Below are 19,846 nucleotides of genomic sequence, written 5' to 3'. Positions count from 1 at the left end.
CGGCTCCAGGCCGCCCTTTGCGTTTGTCAGGCAGCCAGCGAGGCGATGTCGATGACGAAGCGATAGCGAACGTCGCTTTTCAGAACGCGTTCGTAGGCTTCGTTGACCTGCTGGATGTTGATCTTCTCGATCTCGGAGACGATGTTGTGCGTGCCGCAGAAATCCAGCATTTCCTGGGTTTCCTTGATCGAGCCTATCATCGAGCCGGAAATGCTCTTGCGGCCTGGGATCAGTGCGAAAGCATGAACCGGGATCGGGTTTTCCGGCGCACCGACGACGACGAAGGCGCCGTCGACCTTGACCAGACCAAGGTAGGCATTCCAGTCAACTTCAGCGCTGACCGTGCAGATCACCAGATCGAAGGCGCCGGCGAGCTTCTCGAAGGTTGCCGGATCGTTGGTGGCGTAATATTCCTTGGCGCCGAGCTTGAGGCCATCTTCCTTCTTGGAAAGGGTCTGGGACAGAACGGTGATGTCAGCGCCCATCGCGGCGCCGAGCTTGACGCCCATGTGGCCGAGCCCGCCCATGCCGACGATCGCGACCTTCTTGCCGGGGCCGGCATTCCAGTGACGCAGCGGCGAATAGAGCGTAATGCCGGCGCAAAGCAGTGGGGCCGAGGCATCGAGCGGAAGGTTGTCCGGGATCGACATCACGTAGCCTTCCTTGACGACGATCGAGTCGGAGTAGCCGCCCTGGGTGCGCGTCTTGCGGTCGGCTTCGAAGTCATTGTAGGTGCCGACGAGACCCGGCATATACTGTTCACGGTCAACGTCGCGGGTAGCGCAGCCGATGCAGCTGTCGACGAAGCAGCCGACGCCGACACGATCGCCGACCCTGAACTTCGTCACGGCCGAGCCGACCGCGGAGACGATACCGGCGATCTCATGACCCGGTACGATCGGATAGACGGCGTTCTTCCATTCGTTGCGGACGGTGTGGATGTCCGAATGGCAGATGCCGGCAAACTTGATGTCGATCACGACGTCATCGGGATTGGGCTCGCGGCGCTCGAAGGTGAAGGGTGTTAGCGGTTTCGACGCATCCGTCGCGGCATAGCCTTTTGCAATAGCCATCTGAAACTTCCTTTGATGTGAGCAATTGGACAGCCCGACTATGCCTCGGGACTACGAAGAGGCGTTAGAGCGATCCTGCAAGCTTCTTGCACGATCCTGCAAAATTCACGGGCAGAGCCATATAACGGACCGCGTCACGAATTTCAGGAGGTTCGCGAATCTTCTAAGCAATTCAGCTCTGTGGCTCGCCAATTTCTATTGCGTGCCCATCCGGATCGTAAAATCGGAAGACCCGCTGTCCCCACGCTTGCTTTTCTACTGCGTGGATCAATTCGACATGCGGCGCGATATTTTCAAACGCGGCATCAAGATCGCCGTGTTCGAAATACAGAAGCAAGTTTCTTCGCCCATAGGGTTCGGCAGCGTCATGCTTCTGGTCCCAGATCGTTTGTTCAAGTGATTGTCCTTCGTGGATTGCAAAGCCACACTCGAAAAGGACGAAATTTCCGGCGTCCTCTATAATGTTCAGACCGAGCAGCTCGTTATAAAATTCCTTCGAGCGACTTATGTCGCGAACGAAAGGAATAGAATTGATAAAACGCATCATTTTCCTCTCGAGACGCTCAAAGTCGTTGCGCAAGATACCGGACCAAAGCGCGACGTCCGCATGATGTTTTGCAGCCTGGCAGAATAGGAAGTATCGCGAATGCTGCAACGGCCGATTTTGACGTCGAGCTGCCCCTAGCGATCCATTCCCGTCATGACGACTAATCTCCTTTGCTTCCGGAGACCGAATAGTGCGACTACGGGTTTGTAGGATGCTGCCGTGAAGCTTAGATAAAGTGAACCTGCTATCTCAGAACGAGTTCTACATGACCTTGCCGTTCAATCCTTATCAGGAAATCGCTTCCATTGCCGCGCGTCACGCGGACGGAGAGGGTGAGTTCCGCACCGCCATCGAGAGCCTGGGGATCAGCCGCCGACACACTCCGAGCGCGCCGTGCCATGGCAGCTACCGACCTTGCATCGCCCTCGTTATCCAAGGCGCCAAGAGCCTTCGCCTCGGCACCGATGTCATCAACTACGGCGCTGGCGACTATCTTCTGACATCGCTCGACCTGCCGGTGACATGGCGCGTCGTGGAGGCGAGCCCAGAGGTTCCACATTTCTGCCTGACACTCGCCGTCAACAGCGAGAAGGTTCTCGATCTTCTGAGCCGCACTGATCTCCCGCGCCCGACAGCACCCGTAGGCGGGCGCGGGATTGTCGTAAACATAGCGACAGCCGAACTCCTGGATGCGGCGGTGCGGCTCCTGCGTTTGCTCGATAGTCCAAAGGACATTGCGGCGATGGCACCGCTGATCGAGCAGGAGATCCTATATCGGGTCCTTACCGGTCCGGACGGTGGCCGGCTCATCAACATTGCGGTCGCCGACAGCCATGGCAACCGCATCGCCCGCGCCATTGCCTGGTTGCGGCAGAACTTTGCCCGGCCACTGCGCATCGAGGACCTCGCCGACCAGGTCAGCATGAGCGTGTCGTCCTTCCATCATCATTTCAAGTCAATTACTGCGATGACGCCAGTACAGTACCAGAAACAGCTGCGGCTGCATGAGGCGCGGCGCTTGATGCTGATCGAGAGGCTGGATGCCGGGACGGCAGGCCATCGCGTCGGCTACCAGAGCCCGTCGCAGTTCAGCCGGGAGTACAGCCGCGTCTATGGCCTGTCCCCACTGAGAGACGTCGAGGCCGCGCGCGAGCCCGTTGACGGTGCCTGAGCAAGCAATTGCCGCGTCGGACCGGTCTTGACGACGGAAATCGACGGCTCGAAACGAGGCGGGAATTTTCGTAAGATGCCGCTTGACGCGCCCTAAGCTTTGCAGCATAAAGCCCGCGAACCGTACCGTACGGTACTAATCGGGAGTGAGACCGTGTCCGTCGATAATTTGGAGCCCAGCGAGTTTTCGCCGCGCCAAAACGCCGTTCTGGAGCAGGCGCTGCGGTTGCTCGTCGACGGCGGCGAGAAGGCGCTGACGACATCCGGCGTCGCGCGCGCGGCGAACTGCTCTAAGGAAAGCCTCTACAAGTGGTTCGGCGACCGCGACGGGCTGCTGTCGGCGATGATCGCCTACCAGGCGAGCAAGGTGCGCACGTTCGAGCGCAACGGCGAGCGACTGACGTCGGTGAGCCTGCACGATCACCTCGTCATCTTCTCGAAGGATCTGCTGGAGGTTCTCGCCGGCGACGTTTCGCTGGCGCTGAACCGCCTCGCCATCGGCCAGTCGCATCGCGACGGCTCCAAGCTCGGCAAGTTGCTTCTGGAGCGGGGCCGCCGCCAGATCGATCGCCGCGCCATGGGGCTTATCGATTCCGGCAAGCGTGCCGGGCTGCTACGCTTTAATGATGCCGACGAGGCATATCACACGCTTTATGGCCTGATCGTTTCCGATCTGCATGTTCGCATGCTGCTCGGCGAGCCGGGTCTCAAGGATACCGCGCGTCAGGCGGAGAGGGCGGTTTGCGCCTTCCTGCGCCTTTACGGCACGGAGAAGGTTTTGGCGGAGATGCCGCTCGTCGGCTGATGCCCTCTTACAAGTCACAGGACCAGCAAAGGGAAGGAAAGAACAATGCGCGTCTATTACGATCGTGATGCCGATATCAACCTCATCAAGTCCAAGAACGTCGTCATCGTCGGCTACGGTTCGCAGGGCCGTGCGCACGCGCTGAACCTCAAGGACAGCGGTGCCGCCAACGTTGCGATCGCGCTCAAGGCCGGTTCGGCCACCATCAAGAAGGCAGAAGCCGACGGCTTCAAGGTCATGACCGTTGCCGACGCTGCCAAGTGGGGCGACCTCATCATGATGGCGACCCCGGACGAGTTGCAGGCCGACATCTACAAGGCCGACATCGCCAGCAACATCCGTGACGGTGCTGCAATCGCCTTTGCACACGGCCTCAACGTTCACTTCGGCCTGATCGAGCCGAAGGCTTCGCTCGATGTCGTCATGATCGCGCCGAAGGGCCCGGGCCACACGGTTCGCGGCGAATACCAGAAGGGCGGCGGCGTTCCCTGCCTCGTTGCCGTTCACCAGAACGCTTCCGGCAATGCACTTGAACTCGCTCTCTCCTACGCCTGCGGCGTTGGCGGCGGCCGTTCGGGCATCATCGAAACCAACTTCCGCGAAGAGTGCGAAACCGACCTCTTCGGCGAGCAGGTCGTTCTCTGCGGTGGTCTCGTCGAACTGATCCGCGCTGGCTTCGAAACACTGGTCGAAGCCGGTTACGCGCCGGAAATGGCCTATTTCGAGTGCCTGCACGAAGTGAAACTCATCGTCGACCTGATCTATGAAGGCGGTATCGCCAACATGAACTACTCGATCTCCAACACCGCTGAGTGGGGCGAATACGTCACCGGCCCGCGTATCATCACCGCTGAAACCAAGGCTGAAATGAAGCGCGTTCTGCACGACATCCAGACCGGCAAGTTCACGTCCGATTGGATGCAGGAATACCGGGCTGGCGGCTCGCGCTTCAAGGGTATTCGTCGCATGAACGATAGCCATCAGATCGAAGAAGTCGGCGCCAAGCTTCGCGGCATGATGCCGTGGATCGGCAAGAACAAGCTGGTCGACAAGAGCGTCAACTAAGCGGTTTCGAACTACTGCTTCAGCGGGCCGGGGCGAAAGCTCCGGCCTTTATTTTTGCGTCCGCACGGCGAGCCAGCGGGTTGGCTTGCCGTCGTAGCCGCTGCCGTCGCCTTCGGTGACGACGATGTTGTGCCAGCCGCCATTGCTCAGCATTTCCGAGAGCAATTCCGCCGACGGATAGTTGTAGTAGCGACCGAAGCCGTCGTGTCCTTCCGCTTCGCCTGCCTTGAACGTGGCGTGGAAGGTGCCACCAGGCCGCAGCGCCGTGCGGATCCGTTCCAGCACCTCGGGAAGTGCTACTCGCGGGACATGCAACAGGCTGGCCTCGGCCCATACGCCGTCGAAGGCTTCTTCCTCGTCCAAATCCTCGAAGCGCACGACCTCGACGGGATGTCCGAGAAGGATCTCCGCCTGTTTCGCGACTGCCGGCGACCCGTCTGTCGGTGTCACATCGAAGCCTTTCGACAGCATGTAGGCGCTGTCTTGGCCGCCCCCGCACCCCAAATCAAGGACGGCTGCGCCCGGAGGCAGCAGCGACAAAAAGGCGTCCAGCCGTCGAATCGGCAAAATACGCTGCCGCGAAGCGTAGGTGGCCGCGTTGTCGTTGTAGAATGAAGATGTACTCTCGTCCGCCATGATCGTTTGCCCGATGAGCCAAGACCGGAGTTACACGCGTAAAGCCGCCGCCTTTGAGGCAGCCCACATTCGCTCGATGAAGAATAGCGAACTAGATGGAGCGTCGTCCGCTGACAGCGTGGTAGAGCCAGAGAACGATAACGGCACCGATGACGGCGACGACGAGGCTGTAGATGTTCAAGCCCGTCACGCCGGAGGCACCGAAGAAACTGAAGATGACGCCGCCGACGATTGCTCCGACGACGCCGAGGACGATATCCATCAGCATGCCCGCGCCTGACTTGTTGACGATCTTGCTTCCGATGAATCCTGCGATCAGTCCAAGGATAATCCAACCGATTACTGACATCTGCCATTCCCCTCCTTGATTGGTTGAATATTCAGGCCATCTTCCCGTTCAAGCTAAATAGCTGGTCGGGGAATTCAAGGTTCGCGAGAACCTTATGCTTTCATTGTACAGTTGTTGTTCAATGAAATGAAGAAACCGAAAAGGAGGATGGCATGGGTATCTTTGATGACGCCGTTCCAGGCGGAAATATATCGAAGCCGATCATGATTGCTCTTGGCGCGTTGCTGGTGGGAAAGCTTCTCGGTGCCGGCGGCAGCCAGGCGGATCCAGCCACTCAGCAGGCCAATCCGCAGGCCAATCCGCAGACCGGCGACGGCGGACTTCTCGGTGGGCTCGGTGGTCTTCTCGGCAAGCTGACGGAAGCCGGGCAGGGCGATACGGTCGACTCGTGGGTCCAGCCCGGGCAGAACAAGCCGATCGCACCGGGCAATCTCAATGATGCGCTCGGTTCCAAGACGATCAGTGATCTCGCACGGCAGGCGGGAATCAGTGAGCAAGAGCTGCTGAACCAACTGTCGAACGTCTTGCCTGGCGTGGTCGACAAACTGACGCCGCGGGGCCAGCTACCGACACAAGAGCAGATCGCAACGCTTTTCCGTTCGTGATCTTGCTAGACAAGAAGGCCCTGTTTCTTCCGGGAACGGGGCCTTTCTGTAACGTTTTCCAGTCGCTGTCGCAGATTTTTTGGACTAAAAGGCGCGCAGACTTGTCACCGTGACAAACAAATAGGTCAGTAATGTTGACTTATCATTTGTTGCGTGGTTCTGTCGCCCAAAGACAAAAAATTGCGAGGAAATGCCCATGTTGAATTGGGAAAGCATATTCGCGACGCGTTCTTCACGGATGCGTGCATCGGAGATTCGCGAGCTTCTGAAGCTTCTTGACCGCCCTGACATCATTTCCTTTGCCGGCGGCATTCCGGATCCGGCACTTTTCCCCGATAAGGAATTCAAGGCCGCTTACGCCGATATCTTCAACAGTTCGGCCGTGAACTCGGCGCTGCAGTATTCCGTCAGCGAAGGCTACAAGCCGCTCCGCGAATGGCTGATCAAGCAGATGGCTGCCATCGGCATCCCTTGCGACCTCGATAACGTCTTCATCGTTTCCGGCTCGCAGCAGGGTCTGGATTATCTCGGCAAGCTCTTCCTCTCGCCGAACGACACGGCGCTGGTCACCTGGCCGACGTATCTCGGTGCCTTGCAGGCTTTCAATGCTTACGAGCCGACCTATGATCAGCTGACGCCGAACGGCAATCGCACGCCAGACTCCTTTAGGGCGCAGGCGTCAGCTGCGGGTGGGAAGGTGAAGTTCGCTTATCTCTCCGCCGATTTTGCCAATCCGACGGGCGAGACTGTCGATCAAGCCGGACGAGAGAAGGTTCTCGCCCTGGCAGAGGAGCTCGATATCGCGGTCATCGAAGACGCAGCCTATCAGTCGCTGCGTTACGATGGGACGCCGATCGCACCGATCCTGGCGACGGAAATTGCCAAGAAGGGGAATATCAACGACACGCGCACCATTTACTGCGGCAGCTTCTCCAAGACGCTGGCGCCGGGCCTGCGTGTCGGCTTCATCGTTGCCAATGCTCTGGTGATCCGCAAGCTCGTGCTGATGAAGCAGGCGGCTGACTTGCATTCCTCGACGATCAATCAGATGGCGATCGCGCACGTCGCGGAGCGCGGCTTTGACGCGCAGGTCGCCAAGATCAGGTCGGTCTACAGCCATCGCCGCAACGTCATGCTGGCGGCGCTGGAGAAATATATGCCTGCCGGCACGAGCTGGACGAAGCCCGAAGGCGGCATGTTCATCTGGGTGACGCTGCCGAAGGGTATGGACGGCGCGAAGCTGCTCGCCAAGTCGCTGGAAACGGCCAAGGTCGCGTTCGTCCCCGGCAAGGCATTTTTCGCCGACGGTTCGGGCGAGAATACATTCCGCGTCAGCTTCTCCTGCGCGAACGAGCAGATGATCGAGGAGGGGATCAGCCGCCTTGGCGCGCTGATCGCTGGCGAAACCGGCGGCTGATCGGCCGCCGACTTTTCAGGAACAACTAACGATTCAAGTGCGGGCCGAACAATTCCAGATCGGCCTCACTCAGCCGGTCGCTTGCCGTGTTGAGCTGGTGCCAATACGGATAAAGCACCGGCGGCAGGCTGACGGCGTCGAGGCGCTTGCGCTCGTCCTCGGTCAGCTTCAGCTGGGCGGCAGCCAAATTGTCCTTGAACTGGGCTTCGGTCCGGCCACCGATGATCACCGAGGTCACCGCCTTGCGGCCGATCAGCCAGGCAAGCGCCACCTGGGCTGCCGACACGCCGCGCTCGTCGGCGATCGCTACCAGCGTTTCCACGATATTCCAGAGGCGGTTTTCGTCACGGATCGGCGGCTCGGTCCAGCCGGCAAACTGACGCGAGCCTTCGGGCGCGGCCTGGTTGCGGCGGTGCTTGCCGGAAAGAAGGCCGGCGGCGAGCGGGCTCCAGACCAGCACGCCGAGCCCCTGGTCGACGCTGATGGGCAGCAGTTCATATTCCGCATCGCGCGCTTCGAGCGTGTAGTGGATCTGCTGGCTGACGAACCGCTCCCGCTTTTCTCTCTCACTGACGCCGAGCGCCTTCATGATGTGCCAGCCTGAGAAATTCGAGCAGCCGACATAGCGGACCTTGCCCTGGCGCACGAGCGTGTCGAGCGCCTCCAAGGTTTCTTCCAGCGGCGTCTGCCCATCCCATTCGTGAAGCTGATAGAGATCAATGACGTCAGTCTTCAGGCGCCGCAGGCTGGCTTCGCAGGCGCTGATGAGATGATAGCGCGAAGAGCCGGTATCGTTCGGGCCGTCTCCCATGCGAAAGCGTGCCTTGGTGGCGACCAGAACGCCGTTCTTGCGCGGCCCGCCGATGATCTCGCCGAGAATTTCTTCGCAGGCGCCCTGCGAGTAGACGTCGGCCGTATCGATCAGGTTGACGCCGGCGTCGATGCACATATCGACAAGCCTGCGCGCTTCGGCAACCCCGAGATCGCCAACCATTTTCGCCCAGCCCTGGCCACCGAACGTCATCGTGCCCATCGTCACGGTCGAAATCTTGAGACCAGAACGGCCGAGAAGCCGGTATTCCATATGCCTTCCTCCAAAATGAACATGTCAGAACGTGCGGTAGAAGATAGGGGCGGAGCAGGCGGGTCAAGGGCAGAGGTCGGCGTGCTCGTGCCGAAGCCGACTGTCACAATCATGTTATCCGCGATGGCTAAGGAACGGTTCTCCCATCATCGAGGATCCATCATGAAGACGATCGTTTCCGCCGCCACGCTGCTTGCCGCGAGCTTGCTTGCAATGCCGGCCTCTGCCGCCAATCTTGTGCTTTACACGAGCCAGCCGAACGAAGATGCACAGGCGACCGTGGACGGCTTCGTGGCCGCCAATCCCGAGGTCAAAGTGGACTGGGTGCGCGATGGCACTCCGAAGATCATGGCGAAGCTGCAGGCGGAAATCGAGGCCGGCAATCCCGTCGCCGACGTTCTGCTGATCGCCGACACGGTAACGCTCGAGCGCCTCAAGGAAGCCGGAAAGCTGCTCGCGTATAAGTCGCCGGAGGCTGCAAGCTATGACGCGGCTCTCTACGACGCCGACGGCTACTATTATTCGACGAAACTGATCACCACCGGTATCGTCTACAACACCTCTGCCGCGTTCAAGCCGACGAGCTGGAAGGATCTGACGAAGGCGCAAGCCAAAGGCCTCGTGACCATGCCGAGCCCGTTGACGTCGGGCGCTGCCCTCCTTCATGCGCAGACGCTTGCCGGCGTCGATAGCCTCGGCTGGGACTTCTACAAGGATCTCGCTGGCAATGGCGCGACTGCTGCCGGCGGCAATGGTGGGGTCCTCAAGTCGGTTGCTTCAGGCGAGAAGGCCTTCGGCATGATTGTCGATTACATGCCGATCCGCGAAAAAGCCAAGGGCGCGCCGGTCGAGTTCGTCTTCCCGACGGAAGGCGTCTCCGCAGTGACGGAGCCGGTCGGCATTCTCGCCAGCTCGAAGAATGCCGATGCAGCCAAGAAATTCGTCGACTACGTGCTCTCGCAAAAGGGACAGCAAGGCTTCCTGAAACTCGGCTATATCCCGGCCCGCAATGGCATGAAGCTGCCGGAGGGCTTTCCGGCCCGCGACAGCATCAAGGTGCTGCCGATCAATGCGGCCGAGGCGCTGACGAGCACCGATCAGGACCTCAAGACCTTCTCCGGCATCTACGGCTCGAACTGATCGCCGCCGGAAAGCAGATGCGCGGATATGTTCGTCCTGGAAACAGCCAGCCCGTCTGGCTGTTTCCTTTTATTGTTATCATCGTGCTGATCCTCAGCGTGCTGCCGCTGGCGCGGCTGGCGACAACAGGCCTTGCCGCGCTTGCAAACGGTGGCGTCGGCGCGGTGCTGGGCGATCCGGCGCTCTGGTCGGCAACCTACTACACCCTCGTGACGGCGGTGCTCGGCACGCTGATCTCGCTTGCCGTCGGCTGCGCCTTCGCGTTCCTGCTGACGCTGACGGATATTTGCGGCAAGGGCGCGCTGAGTTTCCTGTTCGTCCTGCCGATGATGATCCCGCCGCAGGTGACGGCGCTCGCCTGGGTGCAGATGTCCGGGCCCTCCAGCCCGCTCCTGAAGGCGTTGCACATTGCGCCTCCACTCGGGTCGCCGCAGCCGCTCTATTCGGTCGGCGGGATTTCGCTTCTCTACGGCGTGCAGCATGCGCCGCTCGTCTATCTCGCTCTCCGTGCTGGCCTGATGGCGCTCCCGCGCGATGGCGTCGAGGCGGCGCGACTGGCCGGAGCCAGCAGTCTTCGGGTCTTCCGCGATATCATCCTGCCGCTTTCGCTGCCGGGGATCATTGCCGGAGCAGCAATCTCGTTCGTTTCCTGCACCGGCAATTTCGGCATTCCGGCAATCCTCGGTATACCGGCCTCGATCTATACGCTTCCGACGCTGATCTTCACCAAGTTCTCCGCCTTCACCAGCCGGACTTTCGGCGACGTGGCACTGTTTTCAGCGATCATCGCCATCATTTCAGTGGTCGGGCTTGCCATTCAGGACCGCGCCTTGCGTGGACGCGACTATCGCGTGCTTGGGCTTTCCGGCGCGACCGTGGCCTTCGAATTGGGAGGCTGGAAGTTCCTTTTGCAGCCGCTGTTATGGCTTTGCCTTTTCTTCATGCTGGCTGCACCATTCTTCGCTCTCCTGGCCGGTGCGCTCGTGCCGGCCTATGGCGTGCCGCTGACCTTCAAGACGATGTCGGCGAGCGCCTTCTATGAAATCCTTTTCCGGCAAGCGGTAACGCGCACGGCGTTCGTGAACTCCCTGTCTCTCGCGTCTGGGACGGCATTGTGTCTCCTTGTGGTGACCGTGCTTTCGGCTTACGCGTTGGCGCGACGCCAAGACCTGCTGAGCCGGATTGTTTCCAGCCTCATCGAGATCCCTTATTCGCTGCCCGGCATCGTTATGGCCGTGTCCTTCATTCTCGTGTTTGCCGCGCCGCTTCCCATCCTGCACGTGACACTTTACGGGACGATCTGGATCATCTTGATCGCGTATTTTTCGAGCTTTTTTGCCGTAAGCCTAAAGCCTGTCGTCAGTGCGTTCCATCAGCTGGATTCGGCACTGGAGGAAGCAGCAAGACTATCGGGGGCGGGCTTCTTCCGGCGGCTCGTCGATATCATCGTGCCGTTGATCGCCCCCGCGGCGGGAGCATCGGTCATTCTGGTCTTCCTGATCGCCTGCAATGAGCTCACCATCTCTGCGCTCCTATGGTCTGCCGGGACACAGACGCTTGGCGTGGCAATCTACAATCTCGACGATAGCGGCAGCTCCGATCTGGCATCGGCGCTTTCCGTGCTCGTCGTCCTCATGGTCGTCGGCATGATGCTGCTTCTGGAACTGTTGGCAAAACGCTTGCCGAAAGGGGTCGTGCCGTGGCGGAACTGATCCTCAACCACCTCGCCAAGGATTTCGGCACCGGCCGTGCGGCCGTTACCGACTTTTCCCTGAAGGTGAGGCATGGCGGCTTTCTGGCACTGCTCGGGCCTTCGGGCTGCGGCAAGACAACGGTGCTGCGCATGATCGCCGGTTTCGAAGCGCCGACGAATGGCTCCATCCATCTCGGGGAGCGGCTGCTTGCAGACGCCTCCCGGTCGCTGCCGCCGGAACGGCGCAACATGGCGATGGTGTTTCAGTCCTATGCACTTTGGCCGCACATGAGTGTCGCGGACAATGTCGGCTATCCCTTGAAGGTGCGCGGTATCTCCGGCGAGGCTTACAAGCAGAAGGTCCGCGAGGCGCTGGCGACCGTAAGACTGGCCAATCATGCCGAGCGCCGTCCCGCCGATCTGTCCGGTGGCCAGCGACAGCGGGTGGCACTGGCGCGCTGCCTCGTGTCCTCACCTGATGTCGTGCTGCTCGACGAGCCGCTCGCCAATCTCGACCACCACCTGAAGCAGGAGATGGAGGAAACATTTCGCGAGTTCCACCAGCGCTCGGGTGCGACGATGATCTATGTCACGCACGATCAGAGCGAGGCGATGGCACTCGCAACCGACGTTGCGGTCATGTCCGAAGGCCGCCTTCTGCAGGCTGCACTGCCAGCGGAAATCTACGCCCGGCCGGAGGGTCGGGTGGTCGGCGGTTTGATCGGTCGCGGCGCAATTCTCTCGCTTCCGTCTCCGGTTGGTGACATCAGGCTGCTCGATTGGTGCGCTCTCGAACCTTTGTTGTCGCACGAAGTCGGTGATCGGCCGAAGGTGGACGTGCTGCTGCGCCAGGAGGATGTCCTTATCACGGGTGAGGGCATTGCAGCACGCGTCGAATCCATCCTCTACGAGGGCGAGCGCTATGCCGTGAAGCTGTTGCTCGGCGACGGGCAGGTGCTTCGGGCGTTCAGCCGGGAGCGGCTGGATGTTGGCGAGAGTGTGCGGGTGATGGCCCGGGCCGCCTGGCGCCTCTGATTTCGAAACGTCTTTGCGAAGCGGGCCTTAGCCACTACTAATGACGCAACGTCAATTGGAAATGCTCGATGTCGCTTCGCCTTGCTACTTTCAACGTCGAAAATCTCATGACGCGCTTCGACTTCACGGGCTTCCGCAACCAGCTGCGGCAGGACCGCGTGATCAAGCTTTTCGAGGTGCGTAGCGAAGGCGTCTACCAGCAGCTCGAACAGGCGCGGGTGATTTCCTCGACCGACGATACGCGGCAGATGACGGCCCTGGCGATCGCAGACGCCGATGCCGACATTCTGTGCCTGCAGGAGGTCGATAATATGGAGGCGCTGCAGGCCTTCGAGTATGGCTATCTGTTCCGGATGGTCGGCAACGGCTACCGGCAGAAATATCTCGTCGAGGGTAATGACAGTCGCGGCATCGACGTCGCTGTTTTGATGCGGGAAGAGACGCGTGACGGCCAGAAGATCGAGCTCAAGCAGATCAGGAGCCATGCCATGCTCACCTATCGCGATCTCGGGCTCTTCAACGATCAACTGGCGCCTACCAACCGCATCGACGACAAGATCTTCAAGCGCGATTGCCTGGAGTTCGATCTGCTGATTGGTGGTGTCCCGCTATCGCTCTATGTCGTCCATTTCAAATCGATGGACGGACCGCGCACGGAAGGCGTCGACAGCAGGCTCGGCACGATGCCGGTGCGGCGGGCAGAAGCGTTGGCGGTGCGCCGCATCATCGAGGATCGATTCGGCGGTCGCATCGAAGACAAGCGGTTCGTCATCTGCGGCGATATGAACGACTATCAGGAGCGCGTCGATGTCATCGGGCGCCGCCGCACCGGATTCCGTTTCGAGCATCGGGACGAGAGTGTCAGCGCACTCGATGTCTTCAGCCATGACGGCTTTACGGAGAACGTCGTCCGCCGCCGCGATCCACTCGATCGCTGGACGCTCTACCACGCCCGCGGACCCGAAGAACAATGGCTGTGTCAGCTCGATTACATCTGGCTGTCCGCCGCACTTGCTAGGACGAACGCCAGCCGCATACCGGAGATCGTTCGGCATGGACAGCCCTACCGGACGGTCTTCCCACCTGGTCAGGAGGTCGAGCGTTATCCCCGCACGGGCTGGGATCGACCGAAAGCTTCCGACCATTGCCCCGTTGTCATGACATTGAATCTGATATGAACGTTCATTTTTCAGAAGATTTCGCCGGCTGGCCGCCGGAGCAGACCGTATTCCCGATTGCTGGCCTGGACCTCCGCGTCCTGTCGGGTGACCACCCCTTCTATCTCGAGCAGGGCGAGGCGATCCGGGAAAATTGGGAACGGGAAACCGCCGCGAACCCGGCGTTGTTCGACGGCCGGATGGTCTTTCAGAGGCGGCTGGCGCTGACCGACAGCGGTATCGCCGGCGAAGGCCACGTCATACCGTTTTCGACATTTATGTGGTGGCGCCGTCAGGCGAGCCGGCACGGCGGCATCCATCTGTTTGCCTATCCCGTTCTCGAGGCATCCGACGGCGCGTTGGTGGCGATCCGCATGGGGAGCCATACAGCCAATCCCGGCCAGGTGTATTTCGCAGCCGGCTCGCTGGAGCTCGAGGACGTTTCCGGCGACCGCTGCGACGTCGAAGGCAACATGCGTCGCGAGGTGATGGAGGAGACGGGGCTTGACCTCAACGTTGCCCAGGCGGGCGATCGGTACTATGCGAGCCACGTCAGGCGCACCGTAACGGTGCTGCGTCTCTTCCGCTTCGGCCTGACCGCCGAAGAGATGATTGAGAGGATCCACGCACACATGCTGGTTGCCGATGACAAGGAGATTGCCGGCGCCATCGCGATTCGGTCGGCCGATCCCAAGGCTTACCCGTACAATATTGCGATGCTCCCCGTCATCGACTGGTACTTCAGAGAGAAGCAGGGCGCTTAACGCCTTGCACTCGGTCTTCCGGTCGGGCAGGTTGGCGACACGAGGACCGAGACAGGGGAGGCCGATGTGGCGCGCAGCTACAGCGTCTACGACGTGTTCACCGACCGCAAGCTCGCCGGAAACCCGCTTGCCGTCGTCTTCGATGGCGACGACTTGCGCGATGACGCGATGCACGCGATCGCCAAGGAAACGAACCTGTCGGAAACGGTCTTCGTTCAGCCCTCGGGCAACCCCGCCTACACGGCGAAAATCCGCATCTTCACCCCCGGTCGCGAGTTGCCCTTTGCAGGACACCCGACGGTCGGAACGGCGATCGCTCTGGCCGAGCGGGCGCACGGCAACTCAACCATCGATCTCGTTTCGGTGCTGGAGGAAAATGTCGGGCCGGTGCGTTGTGCCGTTCGGCTGCGGGAGGGTGAGGCGAGCTTTGCCGAGTTCGACCTGCCGCGGAAGTCGCAGCAGATCGCCATGCCCCTCGACAAGCTTGGAATTGCCAATGCGCTGTCGCTGAAGACAACGGAGATCGGCTTTGAAAATCACGTTCCGTCGCTTTGGAGTGCGGGGGTGCCCTTCCTCATGGTTCCCGTTCACGACGTCGGCGCCGCGCAGCGCATGGATTTCGACCCGCAACTTTGGGAAGCGACCGTTCCCTTCGTCGACGGCGCACTTGCCTCGGCCTACATCTATTGTCGGGGCGGAGTGAACCATGTCGCAAAGTTCCACGCGCGGATGTTTAAGAGCGGCATGGGGATCGTTGAAGACCCGGCCACCGGGTCGGCAGTGGCCGCGCTATCCGGTGCCATTCACCATTTCGACCGCCTGACGGACGGGCACCACGGGGTGATGATCGAGCAGGGCGTGGAAATGGGCAGACCGTCCTTCATCCACCTGCATATGGATGTCGAAGGCGGAGCGATCTCGAATGCCCGGATTGGCGGGCAGGCGGTGCGTATTGCAAGCGGAACGCTGGACCTTTGATTTCATTGCATTTCAGCCATGCGCAAAAATCTTCGCATTTAACCAAAGAATTTTCAGGCAGGCGCTAGACAAGCCGAACGATCCTGTTTATACGCCCCCTCACACCGCGCAACACGGCGGTTACGGGTGATTAGCTCAGTTGGTAGAGCAGCTGACTCTTAATCAGCGGGTCGTAGGTTCGAGCCCTACATCACCCACCAAAACCTCTTGAAATCATTACACAATATGGAATGACTCAGACGTTTTCGGCTGTCCAGTTTCAAAGAAATTGGAAACGGTTTCCAATTCATGTTCCGTCCCTGTTCCGGAATGCGGCGGGCTCAATTTCGCTCCAGCGGGCTCTCCATGAGCTTCATCGCATCACGCGCCAAACTGCGTAGCGCAACCTCCCTCCCGTAGTGCTGAACCATCTGCGCAGACATGTTGCAGATCGCCCCCACCTGGTTCTCTGTGCACCCCACTTCCAGCAGATTTATCACCGCGTTTTTGCGCCGTCCGTGGAAGACAATTCACTCTTCGCGGAAGCGCTTGAACGCGTCTTCGTTCATCATCTTCTGCCATTCAGTGCGGAAGCCGTCGGCGGTCTTGTAGAACTTCGTGCGCGATCCGGCGTGCAGCAACGCTGTCATTCGACGGGACGCGATCGATCCATTTCCGATAGGCGGAGTGGATCGGGATCCAAACCGTCTTCTTTGTTTTCTGTGCTTTGACGGCGATAGTCGTTTCTCCGGCCTTGGGCTTCAGCATGGCGATAACGTCGCCTTGGCGCTGGCCTGTGAAGAAGGCGGACATGGCGATAATCTGCATGTGGAATGCGCGTGCTCGAAGAGGATCTCGAAAGCCCAGTTCGGCCACGGTACCCACGGCTCGCCACCTGGGATCTTCTCGGTGTGCTCGACAGGGTTCGCGGTGCAGTAACCGCGGGGCACTCCCCAAGCCATCAGGCGGGACAAGAAGGCGCGGAACTGGTTGGCAGTTGCTGGTGTCTCGCCAAGCTCGTCGATCATCGGCTGGGCCTCGACGGTCGTCAGATCGGCGGGCAGGTCATCGCCGACCATCTCCAAGATCTTTCCCGATGCCTTGTAGCCGCGCTGCGTTGATGCCGCGAGGCTCGACCAGAACGGCTTGCCTTCATCCTGGAAGGCCCCGACCATTGTCTTGAAGTCTTTGATGCCATCACGGCCGCGCTTCAGGAGCGCTTCGAACGCCTTCTCCGCCGCTGGCCAGAAGTCTCGATCTATCGGGTTGGGTAGGCGCTTCCCATCAAGCAGGAAACCTCTGTCATCGCGCTCCAGCGCTTCGCATATAGCCGCTCTGGTCTGAAACTCCCGCTCCAACGGTTCTGGCAGCGCGATTGAAGGCCAGGCGGCCTTCGTGTTCTGAAGCGGGTGTAGAAGGTATAGACAGCCTCAGCGCCGTTCCTCCGGCGCTTCGTCACGCGGTGAACGTGCTTAGGCAGATCGACTGTTCCGCTTTTCCCTGATCTTTTCACGGAATCTAGCTCCTATGCCGGATGCGGTTTCAGCCACGCCGATGTTCATCGCGCGGTCTAGATCATCCCGATACCAAAACTTACGGCGGGTCGTGTCAACCACTCGTGGCGCCGCGTAGTATAGCGCGACGATCAGGATGAGACGCGAGCGACAATCTGGATGAGATTCTTATGTCGCGGTTGGAGCGAAGTTATCATGTTGATTGTCGCTGGCAAGAGTTTCATCGTGTTCTGATTGCCGCTCCGCGACAAGCTGGGAAGAGCTTTTGATTGTCGCGAATGAGGCGGGCCTGCCGCGCTGGCGTTTGGCTTCCATGGCCGAACGCCGCCGGTAGCTTTCGACATTCATCTCGAAGATTGTTGCGTGATGGACAAGTCGGTCCACCGCGGCAAGCGTCATGGCCGGGTCTGGAAAGACGCGGTTCCATTCTCCGAAGGGCTGATTGGCGGTGATCATGATGGAACGCCGCTCATATCTTGCGGAGATGAGTTCGAAGAGCACGCTCGTTTCGGCCTGGTCCTTGGTGACGTAGGCCAGGTCGTCGAGGATGAGAAGATCGAACTTGTCGAGCTTTGCGATGGCGGCTTCGAGCTGAAGCTCCCTCCGCGCGACCTGAAGCTTCTGGACGAGATCGGTCGTGCGGGTGAAGAGCACGCGCCAGCCGTTCTCGATTAGCGCGAGGCCGACGGCTGCGGCGAGATGGCTCTTTCCGCCGCCGGGCGGACCGAACATCAGGATATTGGCGCCTTTGGCGAGCCAGCTATCGCCGGCTGCAATCGCCATGACCTGGGCCTTGGAGACCATGGGAACAGCGTCGAAGGCGAAGCTGTCGAGCGTCTTTCCGGGTGGCAGGTGGGCCTCGGCGAGGTGTCTTTCGATCCTGCGATGGGCGCGTTCGGCCAATTCATGCTCGGCGATGGCCGAGAGGAAACGGGCAGCAGGCCATCCTTCCCGATCGGCCTGCTCGGCAAATTGGTGCCAGAACGTCTTGATCGTCGGCAGCCTCAGTTCGTTGAGCATGATGCCGAGGCGGGCTTCATCGACTGTGTGGATGTTGCTCTTCATGCGACCTCTCCCGCATAGGCCGTGCCGATCAGGGCTTCATAACCATTGAGCGACGCGAGTTGCACATGAACGATCGGCAACTGATCCGGGTCCGGGCTGAAGACCGCTCTCAAAGCCGCCAGATCAGGCAGTTTGTGGGCGTCGAGCGTTTTGGCAAGCTCCTCGGCCAGTTCACGCTCGCAACTGCGATCGTGAGCCAAGGCAAGCAGTTCCACGGTGATCTTGCAAGCCTGCCGCTCGGGCAGTTGCTCGATGAGCGCGTCGAAAGTCCTGCGATATTCCGGCCTGGGGAAGAGCTTGTCGCGATAGACGAGCCCCAAAAGCGCCATCGGCTTTTTGCGCAGGGAATGAATGACGTGATGATAGTTGACGACTTGATCGTGCTTGCCACTCGCATGGGCGCGGCCTCGGGGTAATGTCAGCAGATGCGTGCCGCCGATGAAGACGTCGAGGCGATCGTCGAACAGACGCACCCGCAGCCGGTGGCCAATCAGACGGGAAGGCACGGTGTAGAAGACCTTGCGCAAGGCGAAGCCGCCGGTGCTCGATACGGTGACGATGACCTCTTCGAAGTCGGTGGTGCGACGATCGGGAAGAGCTTGCAGATGCGTGCGCTCGGCATCGATGCGCTTGCCATGTGCGGCATTGCGGCGGCTGACGATCTCATCGATGAAGGCGCGATAGGATCCGAGGTCGCCAAAGTCCCTGGTTCCGCGCATCAGCAGAGCATCGCGGATCGCATTCTTGAGATGGCCGTGGGAACTTTCGATCGAGCCGTTCTCGTGCGCGACGCCCTTGTTGTTGCGCGTCGGCGTCATGCGATAATGGGCGCACAGTTCGTCGTAGCGATGCGTCAGATCGACCTTGGCGTCGGCATCGAGGTTGCGGAAGGCGGCCGATAAGCTGTCGCTGCGATGATAGAGCGGCGAACCGCCAACCGACCACAGGGCGTTCTGCAGCCCCTCGGCCAGAGCGACGAAGCTCTCTCCACCCAGGATGACATGGGCATGCTCGAAGCCCGACCAGACCAGCCGGAAGTGATAAAGCAGATGATCGAGCGATTGGCCGGCGATCGTCACGCCGAGGCTGCCCATGTCGGTAAAATCCGACAGTCCTAACCGACCGGGTTCGTGCATCTGACGGAAGATCACTTCCTGCTCCTGACCGTGAACAGCCCGCCATGATCGGATACGACGCTCAATCGTACGGCGAACACCTTCTGACAGCTCTGGATGACGCCGCAGCATCTCGTTGTAAACGGCGACCGCTCGGATGCCGGGCGCGGCCTTGAGGAGCGGAACAACCTCGGCGTCGAAGATGTGCTCAAGGGGATCGGGGCGACGCCGGTCGCGCGGCGGCTTGGTCTGCGATGGAAGACGCGCATCCTTCTCGATGCGGTAAGCCGTCGCCCGGCTGATCGACGCCTTGGCGGCAGCGACCTCAATGGGGTTGTTTTGTCGGTACTTCATAAAAAGCCTCGTCTGATGATCGGTTACATGGCGACCCGGCACAAAGGTGATTCTCCATTCTCAGAAAATCACCGACGCTACCGGGCCAACCGCGATCATGAGACGCCGAAAAATTGCGCCGCGGCGGGGGTGTAACTCCAGTCGGGCTACGCCCTCCCTTCGTCACACCCCCGCCGCCGAGTCTCATCCTGATTGACGCTGAGTCTCACCTTGTTTGTCGCCGCGCAGCGTAGGTGGTCCCGACGCGATCGAGGAAGTCTTCGACGTGTTTTTCCCCGCAATACCCAGCGGCGAGCTCTGC

The 19,846-nt window shown here is 60.2% G+C and carries 19 protein-coding genes and 1 tRNA gene; 12 read left to right on the top strand and 8 right to left on the bottom strand.

Going from position 1 to position 19,846, the window contains the following annotated elements:
- Nucleotides 1-26: 26 nt before the first annotated feature.
- Both WGT02_RS14005 and WGT02_RS14000 read right to left on the bottom strand, forming a co-directional pair.
- A complete protein-coding gene (locus WGT02_RS14005) occupies nt 27-1,073 on the bottom strand; it encodes an NAD(P)-dependent alcohol dehydrogenase (RefSeq protein WP_208250177.1) in 1,047 nt (348 codons plus the stop codon).
- A gap of 172 nt (nt 1,074-1,245) precedes the next feature.
- Nucleotides 1,246-1,617 (bottom strand): VOC family protein, encoded by a 372-nt coding sequence (locus WGT02_RS14000; protein ID WP_208250584.1) that lies wholly within the window; start codon nt 1,615-1,617, stop codon nt 1,246-1,248.
- A gap of 268 nt (nt 1,618-1,885) precedes the next feature.
- On the opposite strand from WGT02_RS14000, the gene WGT02_RS13995 reads away from it, so the two are divergent.
- From WGT02_RS13995 to ilvC, 3 genes are all read left to right on the top strand, one after another.
- Nucleotides 1,886-2,791, top strand: a complete 906-nt coding sequence (locus WGT02_RS13995; RefSeq protein ID WP_024313541.1) for an AraC family transcriptional regulator — start codon at nt 1,886-1,888, stop codon at nt 2,789-2,791.
- Between the two features lie 138 nt (nt 2,792-2,929).
- Nucleotides 2,930-3,595 (top strand): TetR/AcrR family transcriptional regulator, encoded by a 666-nt coding sequence (locus WGT02_RS13990; RefSeq protein ID WP_024313540.1) that lies wholly within the window; start codon nt 2,930-2,932, stop codon nt 3,593-3,595.
- Between the two features lie 45 nt (nt 3,596-3,640).
- The gene (gene ilvC, locus WGT02_RS13985; RefSeq protein ID WP_024313539.1) at nt 3,641-4,660 is read left to right on the top strand and encodes a ketol-acid reductoisomerase; all 1,020 of its coding nucleotides are present in this window, start codon (nt 3,641-3,643) and stop codon (nt 4,658-4,660) included.
- Nucleotides 4,661-4,708: 48 nt separating this feature from the next.
- Here the strand turns inward: ilvC and WGT02_RS13980 are convergent, their stop codons facing one another.
- Nucleotides 4,709-5,296: a bifunctional 2-polyprenyl-6-hydroxyphenol methylase/3-demethylubiquinol 3-O-methyltransferase UbiG gene (locus WGT02_RS13980; protein WP_208250179.1), complete on the bottom strand. Its 588-nt coding sequence runs from the start codon at nt 5,294-5,296 to the stop codon at nt 4,709-4,711.
- Between the two features lie 91 nt (nt 5,297-5,387).
- The gene (locus tag WGT02_RS13975) at nt 5,388-5,645 is read right to left on the bottom strand and encodes a GlsB/YeaQ/YmgE family stress response membrane protein (RefSeq protein WP_024313537.1); all 258 of its coding nucleotides are present in this window, start codon (nt 5,643-5,645) and stop codon (nt 5,388-5,390) included.
- Nucleotides 5,646-5,797: 152 nt separating this feature from the next.
- Here WGT02_RS13975 and WGT02_RS13970 point away from each other — a divergent pair, with 152 nt between their 5' ends.
- Nucleotides 5,798-6,250, top strand: a complete 453-nt coding sequence (locus WGT02_RS13970; protein WP_024313536.1) for a YidB family protein — start codon at nt 5,798-5,800, stop codon at nt 6,248-6,250.
- 196 nt (nt 6,251-6,446) lie between these two features.
- Nucleotides 6,447-7,667 carry a PLP-dependent aminotransferase family protein gene (locus tag WGT02_RS13965; RefSeq protein WP_024313535.1) on the top strand — a complete coding sequence of 407 codons (1,221 nt, stop codon included), beginning with the start codon at nt 6,447-6,449 and terminating at the stop codon, nt 7,665-7,667.
- Between the two features lie 25 nt (nt 7,668-7,692).
- On the opposite strand, the gene WGT02_RS13960 is transcribed toward WGT02_RS13965, so the two are convergent.
- Nucleotides 7,693-8,751 (bottom strand): aldo/keto reductase, encoded by a 1,059-nt coding sequence (locus WGT02_RS13960; RefSeq protein ID WP_024313534.1) that lies wholly within the window; start codon nt 8,749-8,751, stop codon nt 7,693-7,695.
- 162 nt (nt 8,752-8,913) lie between these two features.
- On the opposite strand from WGT02_RS13960, the gene WGT02_RS13955 reads away from it, so the two are divergent.
- The 7 genes from WGT02_RS13955 to WGT02_RS13925 all read left to right on the top strand — a co-directional run bounded on the left by WGT02_RS13955 (nt 8,914) and on the right by WGT02_RS13925 (nt 15,718).
- On the top strand, nt 8,914-9,891 hold the full coding sequence (locus WGT02_RS13955) for an ABC transporter substrate-binding protein (protein ID WP_208250181.1): 978 nt from the start codon (nt 8,914-8,916) through the stop codon (nt 9,889-9,891).
- Between the two features lie 17 nt (nt 9,892-9,908).
- The gene (locus WGT02_RS13950; protein WP_208250183.1) at nt 9,909-11,603 is read left to right on the top strand and encodes an iron ABC transporter permease; all 1,695 of its coding nucleotides are present in this window, start codon (nt 9,909-9,911) and stop codon (nt 11,601-11,603) included.
- Nucleotides 11,591-12,619, top strand: coding sequence for an ABC transporter ATP-binding protein (locus tag WGT02_RS13945; protein WP_024313532.1), 1,029 nt, complete (start codon nt 11,591-11,593; stop codon nt 12,617-12,619). Before WGT02_RS13950 ends, WGT02_RS13945 begins: the two co-directional genes overlap by 13 nt.
- Before the next feature lie 68 nt (nt 12,620-12,687).
- Nucleotides 12,688-13,797, top strand: a complete 1,110-nt coding sequence (locus WGT02_RS13940; protein ID WP_208250185.1) for an endonuclease/exonuclease/phosphatase family protein — start codon at nt 12,688-12,690, stop codon at nt 13,795-13,797.
- Complete coding sequence (locus tag WGT02_RS13935; RefSeq protein ID WP_208250187.1) at nt 13,794-14,540, top strand: NUDIX hydrolase; 747 nt, start codon at nt 13,794-13,796, stop codon at nt 14,538-14,540. The genes WGT02_RS13940 and WGT02_RS13935 overlap by 4 nt, the downstream gene beginning before the upstream one ends.
- 66 nt (nt 14,541-14,606) lie before the next feature.
- Nucleotides 14,607-15,518: a PhzF family phenazine biosynthesis protein gene (locus WGT02_RS13930; RefSeq protein ID WP_208250188.1), complete on the top strand. Its 912-nt coding sequence runs from the start codon at nt 14,607-14,609 to the stop codon at nt 15,516-15,518.
- A gap of 124 nt (nt 15,519-15,642) precedes the next feature.
- Nucleotides 15,643-15,718: transfer RNA gene (locus WGT02_RS13925), tRNA-Lys, on the top strand.
- A 540-nt stretch (nt 15,719-16,258) separates the two neighbouring features.
- Here the strand turns inward: WGT02_RS13925 and WGT02_RS13920 are convergent.
- From WGT02_RS13920 to istA, 3 genes are all read right to left on the bottom strand, one after another.
- Entirely contained in the window at nt 16,259-16,855 is a 597-nt protein-coding gene (locus WGT02_RS13920) for a hypothetical protein (protein ID WP_225039672.1), read from the bottom strand.
- A 324-nt stretch (nt 16,856-17,179) separates the two neighbouring features.
- Nucleotides 17,180-18,076: an IS21-like element helper ATPase IstB gene (gene istB, locus WGT02_RS13915; protein WP_208245168.1), complete on the bottom strand. Its 897-nt coding sequence runs from the start codon at nt 18,074-18,076 to the stop codon at nt 17,180-17,182.
- The gene (istA, locus tag WGT02_RS13910; protein ID WP_208245170.1) at nt 18,073-19,545 is read right to left on the bottom strand and encodes an IS21 family transposase; all 1,473 of its coding nucleotides are present in this window, start codon (nt 19,543-19,545) and stop codon (nt 18,073-18,075) included. Before istA ends, istB begins: the two co-directional genes overlap by 4 nt.
- Between the last annotated feature and the right edge of the window lie 301 nt (nt 19,546-19,846).

This window comes from Rhizobium sp. T1470 (assembly GCF_042140505.1).
GTDB classification, from domain to species: domain Bacteria; phylum Pseudomonadota; class Alphaproteobacteria; order Rhizobiales; family Rhizobiaceae; genus Rhizobium; species Rhizobium favelukesii.
Note: the sequence above shows the minus strand (reverse complement) of the source record. Positions and strands in the feature narration are given on the sequence as shown.